The following is a 19009-nucleotide window of genomic DNA, read 5'->3' as shown; positions in this document are numbered from 1 at the left end:
CACGAAATTAGTTTTGTAGTAAAATGTGGGCGTAGAAATATTACGCCCACATTTTTGTGGAATATTTAGAAAAAGAGGTAGACCAAATGTCAGAAGAAACACCCAAAGAAAAAGGGGAATTCAAAATACTGGAGTACGGTGGTAAGATCATGAGCATTTATCGTCGCTGTTCCTGCGGCGGCAGCGTCACAATTAAAAAAGAAGAAGACGGCAAGAATATTGCTGACTGCACATCTTGCGGCGCCCACATGGAATGGTACGATGGCGACAAGATCAAATAGCCTTCTTTGACCATACGCTAATTGTATGCTCATGAATACATCCACCTTTGGAGAAATTACTTTCACCTCAGGTGGATGTATTCTTTTAGCACAGTAATACTCCCCAGTTTTGCCCTTACCAAAATAAAGGACGACTAATGAAATCCATATCACAGCTCCTTGATATAGCGAATAAATATAACCAGGAACTTCCTCCCCTGCCCTGTGCGCCCGTCCTCACGCCGCCCCTCTCCTCATACCTGGATTGTGCGGTGCATGACCCGGCGGCCAAACCGGAAAGGATCATTCAGCTTTGCGAAGAAGCAATAGCTTATCATTATGCAACGGTATTTGTTAACCCGCTCTTCACCACTCTGGTCAAAGACACCTTGGCTGATTCCGGCGTTCATACCGGCACAATCGCTGGTTTCCCTCTGGGGGCCTTCCCCACTGAGATTAAAGTGACTGAGGCCAAAAAGTATCTCTCGATGGGTGCCGATGAAATTGACATGGTGATGAATGTTGGCATGTTGAAAGCCGGCGAATATGATTTTATCCTTGAGGAAGTGCATCAGATGGCAGAAACCGTCCATGCTCAGGGCGGCTTGATGAAAGTGATCCTGGAGACCTGCTTGCTCGAAAAGGACGAGAAAATCATCAGCTGTCTGATCTGCAAAGAAGCCGGTGCTGATTTCGTCAAGACATCAACCGGGTTCAGCAAATCCGGTGCCACCGTTGAGGACATTGACCTCATGCGTCGGGTCGTTGGCCCGCAAAGTGTGATGGGTGTCAAGGCTGCTGGTGGGGTCCATACCCTGGCAGAAACCTTAGCCCTGATTGATGCTGGTGCGAATCGGCTGGGCACTCGGATGGCCAAAGAAATCCTGGAAGAAGCAAAGCAAGCCGGTATAGAATAATCCTCTCTTCCAATAATTTCAAAAAATCCCAGATGATTTATCTGGGATTTTTTAGTTGGATTTTATGTCACAGGTTGAATTAATTAAATTTCTGGTATCGATGTGCTAAAATGAGAGCCTATGGAGATTAGTGAACAAATCCAACAAATTCTCAATACACTCCCGGATAAACCTGGCTGTTATTTGATGAAAAATGCCAACGGAAAGATCATTTACGTTGGCAAAGCCATCAACCTACGCAACCGGGTCCGTTCCTATTTCCACAGTGCAGCTCAGCACGACCGAAAAACACGCCGCCTGGTCCATGAGATCGCCAATATTGAGTGGATCGTGGTTGGCTCAGAACTGGAAGCGCTGATCCTCGAAATGACGCTGATCAAGCGTCACAGGCCCCAATACAATGTCCGCCTGAAAGACGATAAACGCTATCCCTATATCAAAGTCCATTGGCAGAATTCCTTCCCTAAAGTCACCGTTACCCGGCAGATGAAGGATGATGGCGGGCGCTATTTCGGCCCTTACACAAGCGTGTGGGCTGTCCACCAGACCCTGGACCTGCTCCGAAAGATATTCCCCTATCTAACCTGTAACCGGGAGATCACCGGCCAGGATAGCCGCGCTTGCCTATATTACGATATTAAACTCTGCACAGCCCCATGTATTGGCGCGATCAATCAGCAGGACTACCGCCAGATCATTGATGACCTCTGCAAGTTCCTGGAGGGTCGCACCGATCCCGTTGTCAAGCGTCTAAATGAGACAATGGAAAAGGCTGCTGAGGACCTCCAGTATGAAAAGGCGGCTGTGATCCGCGACCAACTCCAGGCGATTGATAAAGTCGTCGAACGCCAGAAGGTGATCAGCAGCGATCAAACCGACTCCGATGTGATCGCTATGGCCCGGGATGATGGTGAGGCCTGTGTTCAGGTCTTCTTCATCCGCAGTGGTAAATTGATTGGCCGGGAATACTTCGTCCTGGAAGGTACTGAGGAAGAAAATGATGAAGAGATCCTGAGCGAGTTCGTCAAGCAGTTTTATTCCCAGGCAGCTTTCGTTCCCCAACGGGTGCTGCTGCCGACCGAGTTGGAAGAAGCTCAGATCATCAATACCTGGCTCAACAGCCGCAAATCCGGTGAGAAAGTCGAGATCACGGTCCCCCATCAGGAACTCAACAAAGACCTGGTGGACATGGCCACCGAGAACGCTGTGGAAACCCTCAACGCGCTCAAGACCCGCTGGGAGGCCGATAAGAACCGGCAATCCACTGCCCTGGCTGAACTACAGGAGGCTCTGGGGCTCTCGGAACCACCCAACCGGATCGAATGCTACGACATTTCCACGACGCAGGGTGTCGCCAGTGTTGGGAGTATGGTCGTCTTTGAGCAAGGCACCCCCAATAAGAAGCTTTATCGCCGCTTCAACATCAAGAACGTCCTCGGCCAGGATGACTTTGCCAGCATGGAAGAAGTGTTGCACCGGCGATTCCGGCGTTGGAAGGTTGCCCATGAAGAGCCGGATCAGGTGGGTAAGAAACCTGATCTTTCCTTCTCCATTTTGCCGGACCTGCTGATCGTGGATGGCGGTAAAGGACAGCTCAGCCGGGCGATTGCAGTGTTGGAGGAGTATAATTTAATGGATCGGGTTTCTCTGGCTGGCCTGGCCAAACAGGAAGAAGAGCTCTTCGTTCCTGGAAAACATGATTCAATCTATCTGGAACGACGATCACAGGGACTATACCTGGTGCAGCGCATCCGGGATGAAGCCCACCGTTTTGCCATCACAGCCCATCGGAAACGTCGCAAGAACCTGGGGCTTGCCTCCAGACTGGATGTCATCCCCGGCATTGGGCCAACTCGTCGAAAAACCCTGCTTCAAAAATTCGGGTCCATTGATGGAATCAAGAATGCAACCCCGGAAGCCATCGCCGAGATCAAAGGGATTACCCTTGAGATGGCCCAATCCATAAAAGTCCAATTGGAATAAGGAATAATTATGAGTAAACAACCCAAAAAACGCTCAACATCCTATAAACTTTATCAAATTCTCATCGCGGTGATTGCAGTGATCATGATCCTTTCGATGATCGCGACAGCCGTACGCTTCTAAAAGGAGAAATATGGCTAAGCTAGGTTGGATTGATGTCACAGAGGTCAGCTTTAATGCTTTCCTTCTATTCGAACCGATCCATGCTGAATATATCGCCACCCGAGAGCCTGACGATCAAATGGGAACGGCCATCAAAGCCAACTCTGCCGTTGACTGGTATCTCAGGCACATTTATCCCCCCATTGGGGACTATCTGGATCGCTGCCTGGCCCTGGCAAAGGCAGATGCCAGCGCTGAAGAAATCCGTGAAGCTGAAATAAACGTTCTAGATCGAGTTCATGACTGGCTGGTCTATGTCTTGGATCCGGAAAAATATGATCGCCAGGATTTCAACGGCTGGGACAATGCCTCCTTATTGGGTATGGCGGATTTCAAGCATAAAGTCATAATTGATATTGGTTCAGGCACCGGGCGTTTGGCTTTCTCTGTTGCACCGATTGCCAACACCGTCTACGCCATTGAGCCGGTCGCCAATTTGCGGCGTTTCATCTGGGAAAAGCGAAACAAGCTCAAACTGGACAATGTGTTTCCGCTGGATGGCACCATCACGCAGATTCCCCTGCCGGATGACTTCGCGGATATCGTGATGTCCGGTCATGTCTTTGGGGATGATCCCCCCGCGGAAGTTGCTGAAATGACCCGGGTTACCCATGATGGTGGCCTGATCTTATTACACCCAGGCACCAATAGTGATTCTGAAAGCGAAGCCCATCAATACTTAGTTGACCAAGGTTTCGAATTCGCCAATTTTGATGAACCTGGCGAAGGCATGAAACGTAAATATTGGAAAACGATCCATAAATAACCCACTAACAAAAAACCATCCAAGGAGATTGCCCCATGCTCAAACAGAACGGCTATCAGTTCGTCGAAGAGACAAAGTACGCTAACCTCAATGAACCCGCCCAACAACAGGACAAACCCCAACCACCGTATGAGATCTCATTGGAACCCGGACGTCCGTTGATTGACCTGCCCAAACCGGAAGAGATTGACCTGGGCACTTATGATCTGCGTAAAGCCATAGAAGAAAGACGTTCTCTACGCCGCTACAGCGATGAGAGCCTCTCTCTCAAGGAGTTATCCTATTTACTCTGGCTGACCCAGGGCGTCAAGAACATTGACGAAAAACGGCATGTCACCTGGCGGACAGTGCCCTCAGCCGGATGCCGGCATCCCTTTGAGACTTATCTGTCCATCAATCGGGTGGAAGGGTTGGAACCAGGTCTTTACCGCTACCTGGCACTTGAGCACAAGTTAGTTGCCCTCAAACTGGATGAGAAAGTGAATGAAGACGTCACCAAAGCCTGCTTGATGCAGCGCCAGGTCGCCACCAGCGCCGTCACCTTCCTTTGGGCAGCTGTGCCAGAGCGAACTGTCTGGCGTTATTCCGAGCGAAGCTACCGCTATCTCTATCTGGATGCTGGACATGTATGCCAGAACTTGCATCTGGCCGCTGAATCGATCCACTGCGGCATTTGTGCGATTGGGGCTTACGATGACGATGAGATTGATGCTGTCCTCGGTCTGGTGCCCCCTGAGATGTTTGTGATCTATATCGCTTCGCTGGGAAAGAAAGCCTGAAATTGACACCGGATAAGGTGGATGTCTGCATCCTGATCTCTGCTGGAGCGGAATGGCGCAGTATATTGCCTTTCTTTCCTGATGCCGAAGTCACCCCAACCCCATACGGTGACACTTTTTACGCCGTCATCGCTGGGCAGAGCGTCCACTTCATGCACGGCGGCTGGGGGAAGGTTGCCGCCGCTGGTTCCACCCAATATGCGATTGATCAATGGTCCCCAAAGCGGATCGTCAACCTCGGTTCCTGTGGTGGGTTCACGGGCCAGGTTGAGCGTGGTGCAATCATCCTGGCGGAAAAGACGGTCATCTATGACATTATCGAACAGATGTCAGACCCTGAAGCCGCCATTGAGCATTACTCAGTTCAATTCGATCTGGATTGGCTGCCTTCACCCCTACCCCAACCTGTCCTTCGGAAGGCTCTGATCTCGGCCGATCGGGACATCGTCGCTGAGGATATCCCCGGGCTGATCGAGAAATATGATGCGGCCGCAGCAGATTGGGAATCAGGCGCTATTGCCTGGGTAGCGAAGAAAAACGACCTGCCTTGCCTGATCCTGCGCGGCGTGTCAGACCTTGTGGACGCAACCGAAGCAGAAGCCTATGGCGATTATGCTTTCTTTGAGGAACAGTGCCGGGTGATCATGCGTGGCTTGATTGAGCACCTGCCGGCCTGGCTGGAAGCTTTTACGCATAGTTAAGTTTTACTTGTGAATATTACAGATAGTTCCGGATCACTATTCTCTATCCTGAAATAATAAATTACCCCTTCCCTCTGCTTCGCTGATTCCCTTCCCCTTGAAAGGGGAAGGGCTAGGAAAGGGGTTTCTTTCGCAAAAAAAAATGGGAGCCCCTTTGTGGGCTCCCTTATGTCTTAACTTAAAATATAGAATGCTACTTTCCCAACCGCGCCCGTTCTTCCTCGACAATGGTGGGTTCCAACTTCTTGAAGAGCGGTGAGGGCTTCTGGAATATCGCACCCGGTTCCAGCGTGGTGGCAACCCACAGATCATCATCGCCAGCCGAGAGTGATTCCCCAGGTTCATAGAGCATCACTTCATGCGTGCTGAGGTCATCTTCAACCTCTCGGGTGATGAGCGTGCCAAAGAGCGGCTTTTCATAACCGAGATAGGTGTGTAGTTTTTCACAGGTATGCGGCAGGAAGGGTGAAAAGATCAGCTTGATCCAGTCAATCGCCTGCATTGCGGTATAAATGGATTTGCCCGCCTGATCTTTATCTTCCTTGATTTCAAACCAAGGTGCGCTGGTATCCAGATACTTGTTCACCTCAGCTGCCAGGCGCATAGCCTCCTGCAGCGCTGCCCGGAGCTTGACCGCTTCCAGGTGTCCCTTGACAGTTTCAAATCCGGCCTTGATCGTTGCCAGCAGTTCCTTATCCGCCTCACGCAACTCACCCGGATCAGGCACCTTGCCCTCCCAGTGCTTATAGGCAAAGGAGAGTACCCGGTTCGCCAGGTTACCCCAGGTGGCGACCAGTTCGTTATTATTCCGTTGGAAAAACTCTTCCCAATCCCAGTCCGAATCCCGTGTTTCAGGCATATTGACGGTCAGGTAATAGCGGATTGGGTCCGGATCGTAACGATCCAGGGAATCCAGCCCCCAAACCGCCCAGTTCTTGCTGCCGGAGAGTTTCTTGCCTTCCAGGTTCATAAATTCATTGGCAGGCACGTCATAAGGCAGAACCAATGGCTTGGGATCATCATTACCCATCTTTGCATCAAATGAATCGCCCACGCCAATCAACTCCGCAGGCCAAATGATCGCATGGAAGGGGATATTATCCTTGCCGATGCAGTAAAGGGTGCGGGATTCTTCGTTCGTCCACCATTTCCGCCAGGCATCCGGTTCACCATGCAGCAGCGACCATTCAATCACAGATGAGAGATAGCCAATCACCGCCTCAAACCAAACATACATGCACTTCCCTTCCCAGCCGGCCACCGGCACAGGGATGCCCCAGGCCAGGTCACGGGTGATCGGACGGCCATGCAAGCCCTCGGTCTCGATTTGTCCCAATGACTGCTTGACCACATTCGGCCGCCAGTAATCTTGACGCTCGCGGAGAAAATCCGCCACCTGATCCTGCACCTTCTCCAGGTCGAGGTAGAAATGGGTGGTCTCACGCAGCTCAGGGGTGGAACCGTCAATCTTTGACTTGGGATCAATCAGTTTTTCAGCTTCCAAAAGGTGGCCGCAGTTATCACATTGATCACTGCGGGCGCCGCTTTTGCCGCAGAAGTAACAGGTACCTTCAACATAGCGGTCGGGCAGGAATTTTTCCTGGGCAGGCGAATACCACTGCAGAGAGGTCTCGGTATAGAGGAAACCCTTTTCATTCAGAGCCAGGAAAAGTTTATCGGCCACATCGAAATGGTTGCGGGTGTGGGTGGTGGTGAAAATATCATAGGTCAGCCCCATCCGCTGGAAGAGCTCAATGAAGTCCTTATGGAAGCGTTTGTAGACTTCCTCGGGAGTCACGCCCTCTTCATCGGCGCGCACGGTCACAGGGGTGCCATGCGAATCGGAACCGGAGACCATCAACACATCCCTGCCCCGCAGGCGATGATAGCGAGCGAGGATATCGGCGGGCAGATAAGCTCCGGTGATGTTTCCAACGTGGATTTTAGCGCTGGCATAAGGCCAGGCGACGGCAACTAAGACTGGTTCGGTCATACTTCACCTCATCGAAATATTATTACGGTTGTTAAAACTGGCAATAAAAAAGCTGGCCTCAGCCAGCGGATCCTCCGGAAGTGACGCGGCACTTCACGTTATGCTTCTGGCAAGCATAACCGCGGAGAACCGGACATGCCCATGATGACGTTATATTTTCTCATCGTGAGAGAATTATACAGGATTAGAGGTAATCTTTCAACTGCCGGGCTTTCTGCGGGTGACGCAGTTGGCGCAATGCCTTCCCCTCGATCTGGCGGATGCGTTCACGGGTAAGGCCAAATTTCTGCCCGACTTCTTCCAGCGTGTAGGAGCGCCCATTATCCAGCCCAAAGCGCAGCCTGAGGATTCGAGCTTCCCGCGGGGAAAGTGTATTCAGCACTTCATCAATCTTATCCCGCAGCATGGATTTATAGGTCACTTCCATTGGCGAGGGCGTCTGGTCATCTTCCACAAACATCCCAAGCTCCGAGTCTTCCTCATCCCCTACCGGGCTCTCCAGTGACAGTGGCAGCCAGGAAATGCGCATCATCCACTGCACCTTACGAATATTAACCTTCATCACCTCGGCGATCTCGTTTGCAAAAGGTTTGCGTCCGAGGTTCTGCTCCAGTTCATGACTGACTTTATAAAGCTCACGAATGCGGTCAATCATATGCACCGGGATGCGGATCGTGCGGCCCTGATCGGCAATGGAGCGGGTGATCGCCTGCCTGATCCACCAGGTGGCATATGTGGAAAAACGGAAGCCGCGGTTATAGTCAAATTTTTCCACAGCTTTCATCAAGCCCAAATTGCCTTCCTGAATCAGATCCAGAAATGGCACACCACGGCCAATATACTTCTTGGCCACACTAACCACCAGACGGGTATTCGCCTTGATAAGATGCTCCCAGGCTTGCTCACCGTCCTTGATGATCACCTTTAGCTCCTGCTGACGAGCATCAGACACCCCAGCTTCTTTATCATTAAGCTCTATTTGGGCATTCCTGTACGCTTCAATCCGTTTTGCCAGTGAAAGCTCTTCCTCCACGCTCAATAGTGAAACGCGGGACATCTCCTTGAGATAGAGCCCAACGGTATCATCCGTGCCGACATGCTCCAACCCAACCCGGGAGGAGCTTTCGTCCCCATCCTCGTCATCATCTGAATTGTCTTCATGCAGGGAATCATGATCCATGATCTCTACCCCCTGTTTTCGCAGGGACAGGATCAGGCCGTTCAGGGCATCAGTATCATCATCTCCCTCGGGAAACGCTTCCATCAGGTCTTCAATAGATAGGAAACCTTGCGAATCGGCGCGTTCCAACAGCACCTCAACCGCGTGCTCGGTTCTTTTGCCCTGACGTTCGCTGGCCATCTAATTCTCTCCCAAAGGCCAGTCCGCATTATTCTTTTTTGTCCATCCCACCTTGTTCAAAAAAATCATACTAGACCGTTTCTTTGCCTTCAATGTCTTCATGCTCTGGTGGATTGGTTTGATGTTCACAGGTCGCATAGTTCAAGTTAGTTCCGCAAACAACGCAAAGACCTTTGCAGTCGGGTTTGCATAACCGCTTGATAGGCAATGCCAGGATCAGGTATTCTCGATAAAGCGGCCTGAGGTCAATATAACCATCAGCGGGAAGGATCAAATCCGTTTCTTCCCGAGTTCGTGATGGGAATTGGTATAATTCCTCAAAGTCAAAATTGACAGATAGGAAGAAATCCTTGAGACAGCGAACGCAATTCGTTTCAACCTCTGCCGTCCCTTCAACTTGTAAAAGAAGTCCCTCACTGGTACGTGAACCGATGATCCGGCTTTGTAGGTCATCAACAAGCAGGTCATCAAGTTCTAAATGTTCAGCTTCAACGAATATTTCACGACTATAACCGATGGGTTTGTTGTAGAAGTACCCAACACTTAGCCGTAACGGGTTATCTCTATTGTTCACAATTTTAAATTCTAAAGGTCTATTGGGTAAGAAATCAACACGGGTTGAATTATAACACGCCGAAAAACGACCGTCAACGCAAATCAGAGTTATTATATCAACTTTATGGAGGTCAATAATGAAAAAAACCTTACTAGTTGCCTCAGCCAATCCTGAAAAAGTCCTTGAAATCAAGGCCATTCTGAATTCGCCGGGCTTGAACATCATTTCTGCTAAGGATGCCGGGATCACACTCAAAGTGGCAGAGACAGGTCAAACCTACGAGGAGAATGCCTGGCTCAAAGCGGACGCTTATCAAAAAGCCTCGGGGATGATCGTCCTGGCGGATGATTCCGGGCTGGAAGTAGATGCCCTCAACGGCGAACCGGGGATCTATTCCGCCCGTTATGCCACCATTCCCAATGCCAGCGATGCAGATCGGCGGCGTTACCTCCTGCAACAGCTCCAGGGGAAACCAGAGCCCTGGTCCGCCCATTTTCACTGCACCGCCGTCCTGGCTTCACCTCAGGGGCACTTGGCCTTGTCGGAGGGCCGTTGTGATGGGCTGATCATCCCTGAGGAGCGGGGAACGGGCGGCTTTGGGTATGACCCAATATTCTTCATCCCGGAAGAAGCCGGTACCATGGCCGAACTGACTGAAGAACGGAAGAACCAGATCAGCCACCGAGCGCGGGCTTTGCAAACTTTATTACCTGCCATCCAAAAGCATTTTCCGCTCGATTAGCCCTCAACCATCATGTTAAGTAGAAAAAGCCAGGGCAAGCCCTGGCTTTCTTATTTTCCATATGATCTACCAGCGGTTCTTGTGAATCCGGGTTTGGTCAAAGCGATTTGTCGGTTCCGGGGTTAAAGCCGGATGACCAACCGCAACCAGCGTAACCGGCCGGATATCGGCAGGGAGCTTCACCAACGCCTGCAGCCCCTTAACTCGAACAGCGTCGGGGAACACACCCAACCACACAGCCCCCAAGCCCATCCCATGAGCTGCCAGCAGGATATTCTCCGTCGCGGCGGAACAATCCTGGATCCAATAAGCCCGTTTGCTTTCCAGCTTGCGGTCACTGCAAACCAATATCGCCATTGGGGCATATTTGAGCATCTGGGCATTCCGGTGAAATTCCGGGATCTTATGCAGGACCTCGGGGTCATCAATCACGATGAAATGCCAAGGCCGCTCATTCTTGGCAGAAGGCGCCTGCATTCCAGCCTTCAACAAAGTTTCGACATCCGCTTCACTGACAGGGTCTGAACGAAAATCCCGCACACTACGGCGGGTCATAATAGCTTTTAATGTTTCCATCACACGCTCCTACTCATTACGATTAAAAACAATGGCATCTACATAAATATCCATATAGTCTGGGACCGTCGTCAGTTCGATATACGTCATCCGGTCCAGCAGAGCCTCGGCTTCACGGCGGCTCTTGGCATTGAGCACCATCATCTGCGCCCCAATCCCAGCTGCATTGCCAATCTGCATATATCGATCCCGTTGCAAGCTGGGGAACAACCCGATTTTGACCGCGCTTTCCAAATTGAGATAGGTGCCAAAAGCACCCGCCACCAGGAAATGGTCAATTCCATCGGGAGTCGTCCCGGTCTGTTTCAATAATACCTCCACGCCTGAGCGAATGGCAGCCTTTGCCAATTGAATCTCACGTATGTCGCTGCGGGTCACCAAAATCGGCTTTCCGGTCCCGGATTGTTCAGCAGTGACCAATTCGATCGCGCCACCCTGAGGATGGTCAACATGGCGGAAGGCTTTTTCGGTGAACCGACCGGCTTCATCAATCTGTCCGGATTCCAACAATTCTGCGACCACGTCGAGGATGCCCGATCCGCATATGCCAACCGACGCCAAGCCATCCACCGTGGCAATATGCCAATCGCCATCATAGAACTGCGCCCGTTCAATAGCGCCGGGTACCGCGCGCATCCCGGCCTGAATATGAGCGCCTTCAAAGGCCGGCCCTGAGGCGCAGGAGCAACTGACCAATCTGCCATCACGGGAGAGACTGATCTCTGTGTTGGTACCGATATCCAGAGCAATCGCCGTCCCAGGCAGCTGGTGCAGCCGGCTGGCCAAAAGCATGGCGACATGATCCGCGCCAACATAACCGGCAATATTTGGTGGCAGGTAAACCAGAGCACCTGGTGCCCCATTCAGTCCAATGGCACGGGCAGGAAAGCGCATCGATTGGGCAACCGCAGCAACATAGGGCGCCTCACCTAGCTGCCGGACTGGCAGTCCGGCAAAGAGATGGTGCATCGCTGTGTTCCCCACAACCACAATATCCATGACCTGGTCAACCATGACACCAACGGAGTCACAAAGTTGGGCAATCGAGGTATTGAGAGTTTCCACCACCCTGCGCTGCAGAGACAAGCGGTCAGCCTCACTTTGGTTGGCATAGGCAATCCGAGCTACCACATCCTCGCCATAGGCGATCTGAGGGTTCATGGCGCCCTGGCGGGCAATAGTCTTGCCGGTGGCAAGGTCAACCAGGAAGATCGCCATCTTGGTGGTACCAATATCCACAGCCACGCCGAAAGGATGTACAATCGGCTCAAGCATGCCGATGACTGCGCCCTCATCACTGAGCACGACCGGACCATGCCAGTCATTCTGCCGCATCTTCTCAGATAAATAAGCCATCACAGAGGGCTCCGCTTGGGGAACATCTCCCTTTTCCGCTAGAACATCGGTCAAGCGCTTCCAATCGGCACGGAGGTCCGTCAGGCTGGGTGGATCAAGCCACACAAATTGGGCCTTTATGGCTGGCGCCAAGGGAATGAATTGAGCAGCGCCTTCCAATTGCAGCCGTTGGGTGGCTGTCAGCGACTCAGGGGGAATTTCAAGTTTAATATTATTTAAGGGAAAAGCCTGGCAGGCCAACCGCCAGCCATTAGCCAATTCTTCAGGGGTAAAAGCCTTCTTTTCAGCCGCTGTCAGAGGCGATAACGTGCCGGAAATCAGGCGAACCTGACAGGACCCACAGACACCCACCCCGCCGCAGACAGCCGCCAGGGCAATCCCGGCTTGCTGGGCTGCCGCCAACAGGCTTTGGGCCTGGTCCGCGTCCACCCGTTTTCCAATCGGTTCAAAATCAATCTGAAAGAGCGTCATGCGCTCACCTTTTTGACATTACCAATAGAGAGTGTTCTCACAAGGCTGTGATCCGTTTAATGTTTATACCCAATCATCCGCAGGAAGTCCTTGCGCCATTGGATGCCATCCTCATCCTCAATGCCTTCCGGTCGCTTGCCATCCGCCACGCCCAGGATCGCCCGTCCCTCGCCGACATCCATCACAACCACATCAGTTGTGTTGGCTGTGGCGCAAAAGATCTGGCAGACCTCGGGGACACTCTTGATCGCGTTGAGGATATTGATCGGATAGAAACCTTCCCCCAGGAAAATAATGAAGGAGTGCCCGGCGCTGAGCTCATAGGCATTTTGCTTTGCCAATTCGATCATCGCGTCATCCGTCCCACTCCAACGCACCAGGCAGGCACCTGAGGCTTCACAAAATGCCAACCCAAACTTTATTCCTGGTACACTGCTGACGAGGACCTCATGAATATCCTCAACGGTTTTGATGAAATGCGACTGTCCCAGGATGAAATTGATATCCTCTGGTTTCTGAATGCGAATATTCTTGATTTCCATAGAGCGTGCTCCTTTCAGGTTTATAAAAATTTTAACACACTTCACAGTTCTATCAGGGGGTCTGGTAGAAACAAACCTTAGGACTTTCTTTCCTAATAAGAGGCTATCCAAAAAAAAGACGCCTCATAAGACGTCTTTTCTCATTGAAAATTGTTCATTGATTATTCCGCATATAGCTTGCGGTGTACCGTAGAAAGCGCTTGGACCTGTTCGCCGGCGTGATACGAGGAACGCACCAGCGGTGAGCTTTCCACCCATTTAAAGCCCAAGCCAAGTCCGTATTCCTTTAGCGCTTCAAACTCATCCATTTCATAATAGCGCTTGATTGGCAGGTGCTTTCGGCTGGGCTGCAGATACTGCCCAATTGTCAGAATATCCACGCCCCAATCATTCAGGTCTCGCATGGTGGATTGGACCTCTTCAAAGGTCTCACCCAGACCAACCATAATACCGGATTTGGTCAGGACATCCGGCTCCAGCTTGCGGGCATGGGACAGGATCTTTTCAGACCATTCATATCTATCCTGGGGCTGTACCTGCTTGAAAAGCCGTGGTACCGTTTCCACATTGTGATTAAGGATCTCCGGCCGGGCAGCCATCACGATCCGCAGGGCTTCAATGCTCCCTTTGAAATCGGGGATCAAAACTTCCACGGAACAACCGGGCAGCAACTGGCGGATGCGACGGATGACCATTGCGAAGATTGGTGCGCCACCATCGCGGCGTTCATCCCGATTCACACTGGTGATCACCGCGTGTTTCAGGTTCATCTTCATGACGGCCTGCGCCACACGTTCCGGCTCGTGCCAGTCCATTATTTCCGGACGGCCGTGTTTGACATCACAAAAGCCGCAGGTACGGGTGCATACATCACCCAGCATCAGAAAGGTCGCCGTGCCGCTCCCCCAGCATTCACCCATATTTGGACAGCCCGCTTCCTCACAAACTGTGTGAAGCGACTTGCTCCGCATGAGGTGCTGTAAATTTTTATACGTTTCACCACTTGGTGCTCGAACCTTGAGCCAACTGGGCCGGCGCAAGGGTGTGGTGTCCATTGTTTCGGGATTTATTCTATCTCTGGTCGGATTTGTCGGCATTATACCTCCACGGAAATTATACCATTGGGGGTTTTAGGTGACAATCAGACCAGAGAAGGGATTATGCAGTGATTATTTCATTCAGGCATTCATTGCGGGAACAACCACCCACATAACCAGATAGATCCAGAAGCCAGCCGTACCTGTAAGAGCCAGGAAGACAAACAGCAGCCGGATTAGAGTCGGGTCCGCATTAAGATAATCCGCCAGCCCGGCGCACACGCCGCCGATCATGCCGTTATCCGTATTTCGATACAATTTTTTAGGTTCATTCATTGTTTTATTACTCCTTTACCTAGATTTACGGGGTTTGGGCGAAAAAGTTGCACCTTTTCATGTTCTCCGGGGGCATTCCCAGTAAATCCGGGAAGTGGTATAAAATAGAACAATACTGACCACACAAAGGCGATTAATGGACTATCCAAAGACAACCTGGCGCTTAATCGAAGATTCCCCTACAAAAGGTGCCTTGAATATGGCAGTGGACGAGGCAATCCTCGAATCAGTCTACACTGGCGATTCCCTCCCCACCTTGCGGCTGTATGCCTGGGAGCCTGCCTGCCTGTCATTGGGCCATGTCCAGGCCTTCGCTGAAGTGAATACGGAAGCTTTGAAGCAAAACGGGTGGGATGTCGTTCGGCGGCCCACCGGTGGACGGGCCATCCTGCATGTGGATGAACTCACCTATTCTGTGATTGCCCCAAAATCGGAGCCTCGGGTTAGCGGCGGTGTGTTGGAAAGTTATTTACGCCTGTCACAGGCTCTTCTCCAGGCCTTGAAGCTCCTGGGGCTCAGCCCCGAAGCTAACGAAAATAAACCGGTAACGGACCCCAAAAAGCCCAATCCAGTCTGTTTTGAGGTGCCCTCCAACTACGAGATCACGGTCGGCGGCAAGAAGCTGATCGGTTCGGCCCAGGCCCGCCGAAATGAGGGCATCCTTCAACATGGCGCTCTGCCGCTGCATGGCGACCTGACCCGGATCATCTCCGCACTCAAATTCAGGGATGATGCCGCTCGTGACAGGGCTTCTGATAGGTTGTTGGCACATGCCACCACGGTTGAGAGCGTCTTGGGCACTGCCCCAACCTGGCAACAAGCTGGTGAGGCCTTCAAACAAGCCTTCTCCGATGTCTTGAACCTGGAGCTGGTTCCAGATGAACTTTCCAGCAGAGAAAACGAACGAGCTGCTGAACTCGTTCAAGAGAAATATGCCAATGCAAATTGGACGGAACGGATTTGAGGTCATGAAGAAACGCAACATCAAACAACTCGCCTACACCCTTCTGTTGATAGCCCTGCTCATCAGCGTGACGGGCTGCAATGGCTCAGCTATCACCGAAGAACCTACATCCATTCCCACGGAAGTTGCCTTGCTGGCAACTGAACCCGGACCAACATCCACCCCGCGGCCAACGCCCACCCCCACCGAAGCGCCGCTTGGCCAGGCAGCTAACCCAATCATCATGGGTTTTGTGCTCAAGCCGGAACAAACCGATGCCATTGATGCCGCCCAGGAGATCGTCAGCCTGATTGAGTCTGATACGAACCTGGCATTGAAGAGCGCGATCTACCCGGACTTCCTCAGCCTCTCGACCGCTATTCTGAATGGCGATGTCCACCTTTTCTGGCTGGATCCACTGGAATACCTTTACTTGAACAGCCAGGGTGCGGCTGATGTGATGCTGGTCACCAATCACCTCGGCGTTTATGCCTATGGTGTCCGGTTCCTGGCGAAAACCAACCGGGGCTTCACAAGTTTTTATGATGCTGACCTCGACGAGAGTTACGGTGACACACTGGCTGCACTCCAGCAATTTGCCGGCACCCGGCCCTGTTTCATCAATGACCAATCTTTGCCTGGCTATTTTGTTCCCCTTGGGCTGCTTAACAACACCAGCACGCCCACCCTCGACCCCGTTTTTGTCTATGACTACAGCGCGGTTATCCGAGCCCTCTACATCGGAGGGATCTGCGACTTTGGCGTCAGTTACGCCCTGATCGGGGATGCCCGCACCGCCAGCGATGTCCAATGGGACCTCCCGGATGCGGAAAGCATGGTCGGCGTGGTCTGGCAGAGCGAGGGGATCATCCCCAACCTCAATTTATCCGTCTCACCGCAATTACCACTAACCTTGCAGGTTCAATTGCAAGAGGCCGTTCTGGATCTCGCAGACGCTCCTGAGGAGCTGGTCCGACTCTCATCCGCCCTGAATTATGACATCGGTGCCCTGAAAGTCGAATCGGACAGCTTCTATACCGCCCTGAGATCCTTCCTAGGCCTGCTGGGTCTGGATTACCAAAGCCTGACGCAATACAAATAAAACAATAGAAGATAACTATGCGAAAATTTCTTAGATCATTTTTCCATATCGTAATCTACACCGCCATTGGAGCCTTCTTCCTGATGGGCTTCCTGCGCGTTGGCATGCTCATCTTCGCCTGGCCGCGCACCAAAATCGTTGACGACTCCCGCTCCGCACCTGTGGCGCTGGTCCTTGGTGCCGGGCTTAACCGGGACGGTACAGCCGGAGTCGTGCTGCAGGATCGGGTTGAGACCGCCGCCGATCTCTATTTCGCCGGCAAGGTCGAGAAACTGCTGATGAGCGGTGATAACAGCACGGTTTATTATGACGAACCCACGGCTATGCTGGAATATGCGCTTTCCCTGGGCGTCCCCGCAGAAGACATCGTTCTGGATTATGCTGGTCGCCGCACCTACGATTCCTGTTACCGCGCCAAAGAGATCTTTGGTGTGGATGATCTGATCGTGGTCACGCAAGCCTTTCACCTCCCCCGCTCGATATTCCTCTGCAATGCCTTTGGCATCAACGTAACGGGCACGCCGGCAGATGATGCCAACTATCGCCTGAGAAACTATACCTATTGGTGGGTTCGGGAGATAGCTGCCACACAGGTCGCCTATTGGGACGTGCTGATTACGCATCCCACCCCCATCCTCGGGGACCCCGAGCCGATCTTCTCCACCAACTGATCCGCTCTCTCACCTCAGATAAACTAAAATTGCCAGGACTGGCATCAATATTGCAAGCAAAGGATCATATGATGAACAGAGATGAAGCCTACAACATCGTCACCGAGTACGTTAAGAATCCCAACCTCATCAAGCACATGTTGGCGGTGGAAGCCGCCATGCGATTCTACGCCCGGAAATTCGGCGAAGACGAGGAAAAATGGGCGATGGCGGGGCTGCTTCACGACTTTGACTGGGAGATCCACCCCACCATGGAAGAACATCCATTGGCCGGGGAACCCATCCTGCGTGAAAAAGGCGTCTCAGAAGAGATCATCCACGCCGTCATGTCACATGCCGATCATACCGGCGTTCCGCGGGAGACCTTGATGGAAAAAACCCTCTTCGCCTGCGATGAACTGACCGGATTAATCACGGCTGTGGCCCTGGTGCGGCCTTCCAAGGCGCTCTATGACCTCAAGGCCAAATCCGTCAAGAAGAAATGGAAAGACCACTCCTTCGCTGCCGGTGCTAACCGTGAAGAGATGGAAAAAGGCGCTGAGGAATTGGGAATTGAGCTTTGGGAACATGTCTCCAACGTTATCCAGGCAATGGACGCCATTGCCGATGACCTAGACCTGGCAGGTTCCCAGGAGAAAGACCAGTAATGGTGTAACTATGACCCTGACCGGTAAAGGTTATTACATCCACGTTGTTAAGAACTGCGAAAACGGTGATCCGAATAAGATCGCCTCATTAGCGCGGGAAGCCAACCTGAGCCATGTGTTGGTGAAGATCGCAGACGGCGCTTTTCCTTATAATGTCGATCTTGACAGCGGCTATGACTATGCCAAACCAGCCATCAAGAAGCTTCAGGCGCAAAATATCCAGGTTTGGGGCTGGCAATATGTCTATGGCGACTACCCCGGTCAGGAAGCTGAAATCGCGGTCAAACGTGCCCTTGAATTGGGCATCGATGGCTTTGTGGTGAACGCTGAAATTCAATATGAAAACAAAGCCAAGGCTACCGCAGCAAAAAAGTACATGACGATCCTCAGGAATAACCTTGGTAAGATCCCAATCGCCCTTTCATCCTATCGTTACCCCTCCTATCACATCAATCTCCCCTGGGAGAGCTTCCTAGAACAATGCGACTACAACATGCCCCAGGTCTATTGGGTGAAATCACATGACAACGCCGGGGAACAGCTCAGACGTTGTGTGAATGAGTTTGAGAAGATCAAACCATTCCGCCCGATCATCCCGACTGGTCCAACCTATAAGGAATCAGGTTGGGTGCCAACCAAAGCGGAAGTCGTTGACTTCATGCTCACGGCCAAACAGATGGGCTTGAGCGCGGTGAACTTCTGGTATTGGGATGGCGCCCGCCGCTATATGCAGGAATTCTGGGATTTGGTTAAGAATTATCAATACACCGATCCCATCCCTGTGGTGAGCCAACCCAATAAATTCATCGCAGCGCTGAACGCTCACAACACCGAAGAAGTGCTGAAGCTTTATGCCAATAATGCCGTGGTGATCCGACCAGAAAAGGCCATTCAAGGCAAAGAAGCCATCCAGAAATGGATAGCTTCTCAATTAGAAACCTATAAAGCTGGGACATTCAAGCTGCTCAGCGAATCTCAGGATGAGAATGTGCATTCCTTCCACTGGGAAGCCCAGTCAAATTCAGGTGATCTGGTCCGCGGCCATGACACGCAGGGCCTTGTCGAGGACAAGATCAGTTATCAATACGCGTTTACAAAACTGGTCTAAT

20 protein-coding genes are annotated in these 19009 nt (G+C 51.8%); 12 read left to right on the top strand and 8 right to left on the bottom strand.

From position 1 onward, the window contains the following. Positions 1-86: 86 nt before the first annotated feature. The 6 genes from JR338_01365 (at position 87) to JR338_01340 (ending at position 5568) form a co-directional block, all read left to right on the top strand. A complete protein-coding gene (locus tag JR338_01365; protein QRN83434.1) occupies positions 87-281 on the top strand; it encodes a hypothetical protein in 195 nt (64 codons plus the stop codon). A 137-nt stretch (positions 282-418) separates the two neighbouring features. Continuing rightward, on the top strand, positions 419-1177 hold the full coding sequence (gene deoC, locus JR338_01360) for a deoxyribose-phosphate aldolase (protein QRN83433.1): 759 nt from the start codon (positions 419-421) through the stop codon (positions 1175-1177). A gap of 120 nt (positions 1178-1297) precedes the next feature. Beyond that, positions 1298-3160 carry an excinuclease ABC subunit UvrC gene (gene uvrC / locus JR338_01355; protein QRN83432.1) on the top strand — a complete coding sequence of 621 codons (1863 nt, stop codon included), beginning with the start codon at positions 1298-1300 and terminating at the stop codon, positions 3158-3160. Positions 3161-3293: 133 nt separating this feature from the next. Beyond that, positions 3294-4088, top strand: a complete 795-nt coding sequence (locus tag JR338_01350; protein ID QRN83431.1) for a class I SAM-dependent methyltransferase — start codon at positions 3294-3296, stop codon at positions 4086-4088. A 35-nt stretch (positions 4089-4123) separates the two neighbouring features. Beyond that, positions 4124-4867: a SagB/ThcOx family dehydrogenase gene (locus JR338_01345; protein QRN83430.1), complete on the top strand. Its 744-nt coding sequence runs from the start codon at positions 4124-4126 to the stop codon at positions 4865-4867. A gap of 2 nt (positions 4868-4869) precedes the next feature. Continuing rightward, positions 4870-5568: a 5'-methylthioadenosine/S-adenosylhomocysteine nucleosidase gene (locus JR338_01340; protein ID QRN83429.1), complete on the top strand. Its 699-nt coding sequence runs from the start codon at positions 4870-4872 to the stop codon at positions 5566-5568. Between the two features lie 193 nt (positions 5569-5761). Here JR338_01340 and JR338_01335 read toward each other — a convergent pair whose 3' ends face one another. The 3 genes from JR338_01335 to JR338_01325 form a co-directional block, all read right to left on the bottom strand. Then, a complete protein-coding gene (locus JR338_01335) occupies positions 5762-7561 on the bottom strand; it encodes a methionine--tRNA ligase (GenBank protein ID QRN83428.1) in 1800 nt (599 codons plus the stop codon). 184 nt (positions 7562-7745) lie between these two features. Next, complete coding sequence (locus JR338_01330) at positions 7746-8921, bottom strand: sigma-70 family RNA polymerase sigma factor (protein ID QRN83427.1); 1176 nt, start codon at positions 8919-8921, stop codon at positions 7746-7748. Between the two features lie 70 nt (positions 8922-8991). Next, a complete protein-coding gene (locus JR338_01325; GenBank protein ID QRN83426.1) occupies positions 8992-9675 on the bottom strand; it encodes a DUF177 domain-containing protein in 684 nt (227 codons plus the stop codon). Here JR338_01325 and rdgB point away from each other — a divergent pair. Continuing rightward, complete coding sequence (rdgB, locus tag JR338_01320; GenBank protein QRN83425.1) at positions 9614-10219, top strand: RdgB/HAM1 family non-canonical purine NTP pyrophosphatase; 606 nt, start codon at positions 9614-9616, stop codon at positions 10217-10219. The genes JR338_01325 and rdgB overlap by 62 nt on opposite strands. Before the next feature lie 66 nt (positions 10220-10285). Here rdgB and JR338_01315 read toward each other — a convergent pair whose 3' ends face one another. From JR338_01315 to JR338_01295, 5 genes are all read right to left on the bottom strand, one after another. After that, positions 10286-10795, bottom strand: coding sequence for a nitroreductase family protein (locus JR338_01315; protein QRN83424.1), 510 nt, complete (start codon positions 10793-10795; stop codon positions 10286-10288). 9 nt (positions 10796-10804) lie between these two features. Then, positions 10805-12622, bottom strand: a complete 1818-nt coding sequence (locus tag JR338_01310; protein ID QRN83423.1) for a DUF4445 domain-containing protein — start codon at positions 12620-12622, stop codon at positions 10805-10807. Positions 12623-12678: 56 nt separating this feature from the next. After that, positions 12679-13164: an adenosine-specific kinase gene (locus tag JR338_01305; GenBank protein ID QRN83422.1), complete on the bottom strand. Its 486-nt coding sequence runs from the start codon at positions 13162-13164 to the stop codon at positions 12679-12681. A 161-nt stretch (positions 13165-13325) separates the two neighbouring features. After that, positions 13326-14219, bottom strand: coding sequence for a lipoyl synthase (gene lipA, locus JR338_01300; GenBank protein QRN83421.1), 894 nt, complete (start codon positions 14217-14219; stop codon positions 13326-13328). A 123-nt stretch (positions 14220-14342) separates the two neighbouring features. Continuing rightward, entirely contained in the window at positions 14343-14537 is a 195-nt protein-coding gene (locus tag JR338_01295; protein ID QRN83420.1) for a PspC domain-containing protein, read from the bottom strand. Positions 14538-14673: 136 nt separating this feature from the next. Between JR338_01295 and JR338_01290 the strand changes: the two genes are divergently transcribed. The 5 genes from JR338_01290 (at position 14674) to JR338_01270 (ending at position 19008) form a co-directional block, all read left to right on the top strand. Beyond that, a complete protein-coding gene (locus JR338_01290; protein ID QRN83419.1) occupies positions 14674-15501 on the top strand; it encodes a lipoate--protein ligase family protein in 828 nt (275 codons plus the stop codon). A gap of 4 nt (positions 15502-15505) precedes the next feature. Further along, a complete protein-coding gene (locus tag JR338_01285; protein ID QRN83418.1) occupies positions 15506-16582 on the top strand; it encodes a PhnD/SsuA/transferrin family substrate-binding protein in 1077 nt (358 codons plus the stop codon). A gap of 17 nt (positions 16583-16599) precedes the next feature. Next, positions 16600-17253 (top strand): YdcF family protein, encoded by a 654-nt coding sequence (locus tag JR338_01280; protein QRN83417.1) that lies wholly within the window; start codon positions 16600-16602, stop codon positions 17251-17253. 71 nt (positions 17254-17324) lie between these two features. Then, complete coding sequence (locus tag JR338_01275) at positions 17325-17900, top strand: HDIG domain-containing protein (protein QRN84325.1); 576 nt, start codon at positions 17325-17327, stop codon at positions 17898-17900. A gap of 10 nt (positions 17901-17910) precedes the next feature. Then, positions 17911-19008, top strand: coding sequence for a nuclear transport factor 2 family protein (locus JR338_01270; protein ID QRN83416.1), 1098 nt, complete (start codon positions 17911-17913; stop codon positions 19006-19008). Position 19009: the final 1 nt, after the last annotated feature.

It is taken from the genome of Chloroflexota bacterium (assembly GCA_016887485.1).
In the GTDB taxonomy this organism is placed as follows: Bacteria; Chloroflexota; Anaerolineae; order Anaerolineales; family Anaerolineaceae; genus Brevifilum.
Note: the sequence above shows the minus strand (reverse complement) of the source record. Positions and strands in the feature narration are given on the sequence as shown.

Excerpts from the sequence above, each read along its gene's own strand:
- JR338_01365 (QRN83434.1), top strand. The coding sequence starts at position 87 with ATGTCAGAAGAAACACCCAAAGAAAAAGGGGAATTCAAAATACTGGAG.
- deoC (QRN83433.1), top strand. The coding sequence starts at position 419 with ATGAAATCCATATCACAGCTCCTTGATATAGCGAATAAATATAACCAG.
- uvrC (QRN83432.1), top strand. The coding sequence starts at position 1,298 with ATGGAGATTAGTGAACAAATCCAACAAATTCTCAATACACTCCCGGAT.
- JR338_01350 (QRN83431.1), top strand. The coding sequence starts at position 3,294 with ATGGCTAAGCTAGGTTGGATTGATGTCACAGAGGTCAGCTTTAATGCT.
- JR338_01345 (QRN83430.1), top strand. The coding sequence starts at position 4,124 with ATGCTCAAACAGAACGGCTATCAGTTCGTCGAAGAGACAAAGTACGCT.
- JR338_01335 (QRN83428.1), bottom strand. The coding sequence starts at position 7,561 with ATGACCGAACCAGTCTTAGTTGCCGTCGCCTGGCCTTATGCCAGCGCT.
- JR338_01330 (QRN83427.1), bottom strand. The coding sequence starts at position 8,921 with ATGGCCAGCGAACGTCAGGGCAAAAGAACCGAGCACGCGGTTGAGGTG.
- rdgB (QRN83425.1), top strand. The coding sequence starts at position 9,614 with ATGAAAAAAACCTTACTAGTTGCCTCAGCCAATCCTGAAAAAGTCCTT.
- JR338_01325 (QRN83426.1), bottom strand. The coding sequence starts at position 9,675 with ATGGCCTTGATTTCAAGGACTTTTTCAGGATTGGCTGAGGCAACTAGT.
- JR338_01315 (QRN83424.1), bottom strand. The coding sequence starts at position 10,795 with ATGGAAACATTAAAAGCTATTATGACCCGCCGTAGTGTGCGGGATTTT.
- JR338_01310 (QRN83423.1), bottom strand. The coding sequence starts at position 12,622 with ATGACGCTCTTTCAGATTGATTTTGAACCGATTGGAAAACGGGTGGAC.
- JR338_01305 (QRN83422.1), bottom strand. The coding sequence starts at position 13,164 with ATGGAAATCAAGAATATTCGCATTCAGAAACCAGAGGATATCAATTTC.
- lipA (QRN83421.1), bottom strand. The coding sequence starts at position 14,219 with ATGGACACCACACCCTTGCGCCGGCCCAGTTGGCTCAAGGTTCGAGCA.
- JR338_01295 (QRN83420.1), bottom strand. The coding sequence starts at position 14,537 with ATGAATGAACCTAAAAAATTGTATCGAAATACGGATAACGGCATGATC.
- JR338_01290 (QRN83419.1), top strand. The coding sequence starts at position 14,674 with ATGGACTATCCAAAGACAACCTGGCGCTTAATCGAAGATTCCCCTACA.
- JR338_01285 (QRN83418.1), top strand. The coding sequence starts at position 15,506 with ATGAAGAAACGCAACATCAAACAACTCGCCTACACCCTTCTGTTGATA.
- JR338_01280 (QRN83417.1), top strand. The coding sequence starts at position 16,600 with ATGCGAAAATTTCTTAGATCATTTTTCCATATCGTAATCTACACCGCC.
- JR338_01275 (QRN84325.1), top strand. The coding sequence starts at position 17,325 with ATGAACAGAGATGAAGCCTACAACATCGTCACCGAGTACGTTAAGAAT.
- JR338_01270 (QRN83416.1), top strand. The coding sequence starts at position 17,911 with ATGACCCTGACCGGTAAAGGTTATTACATCCACGTTGTTAAGAACTGC.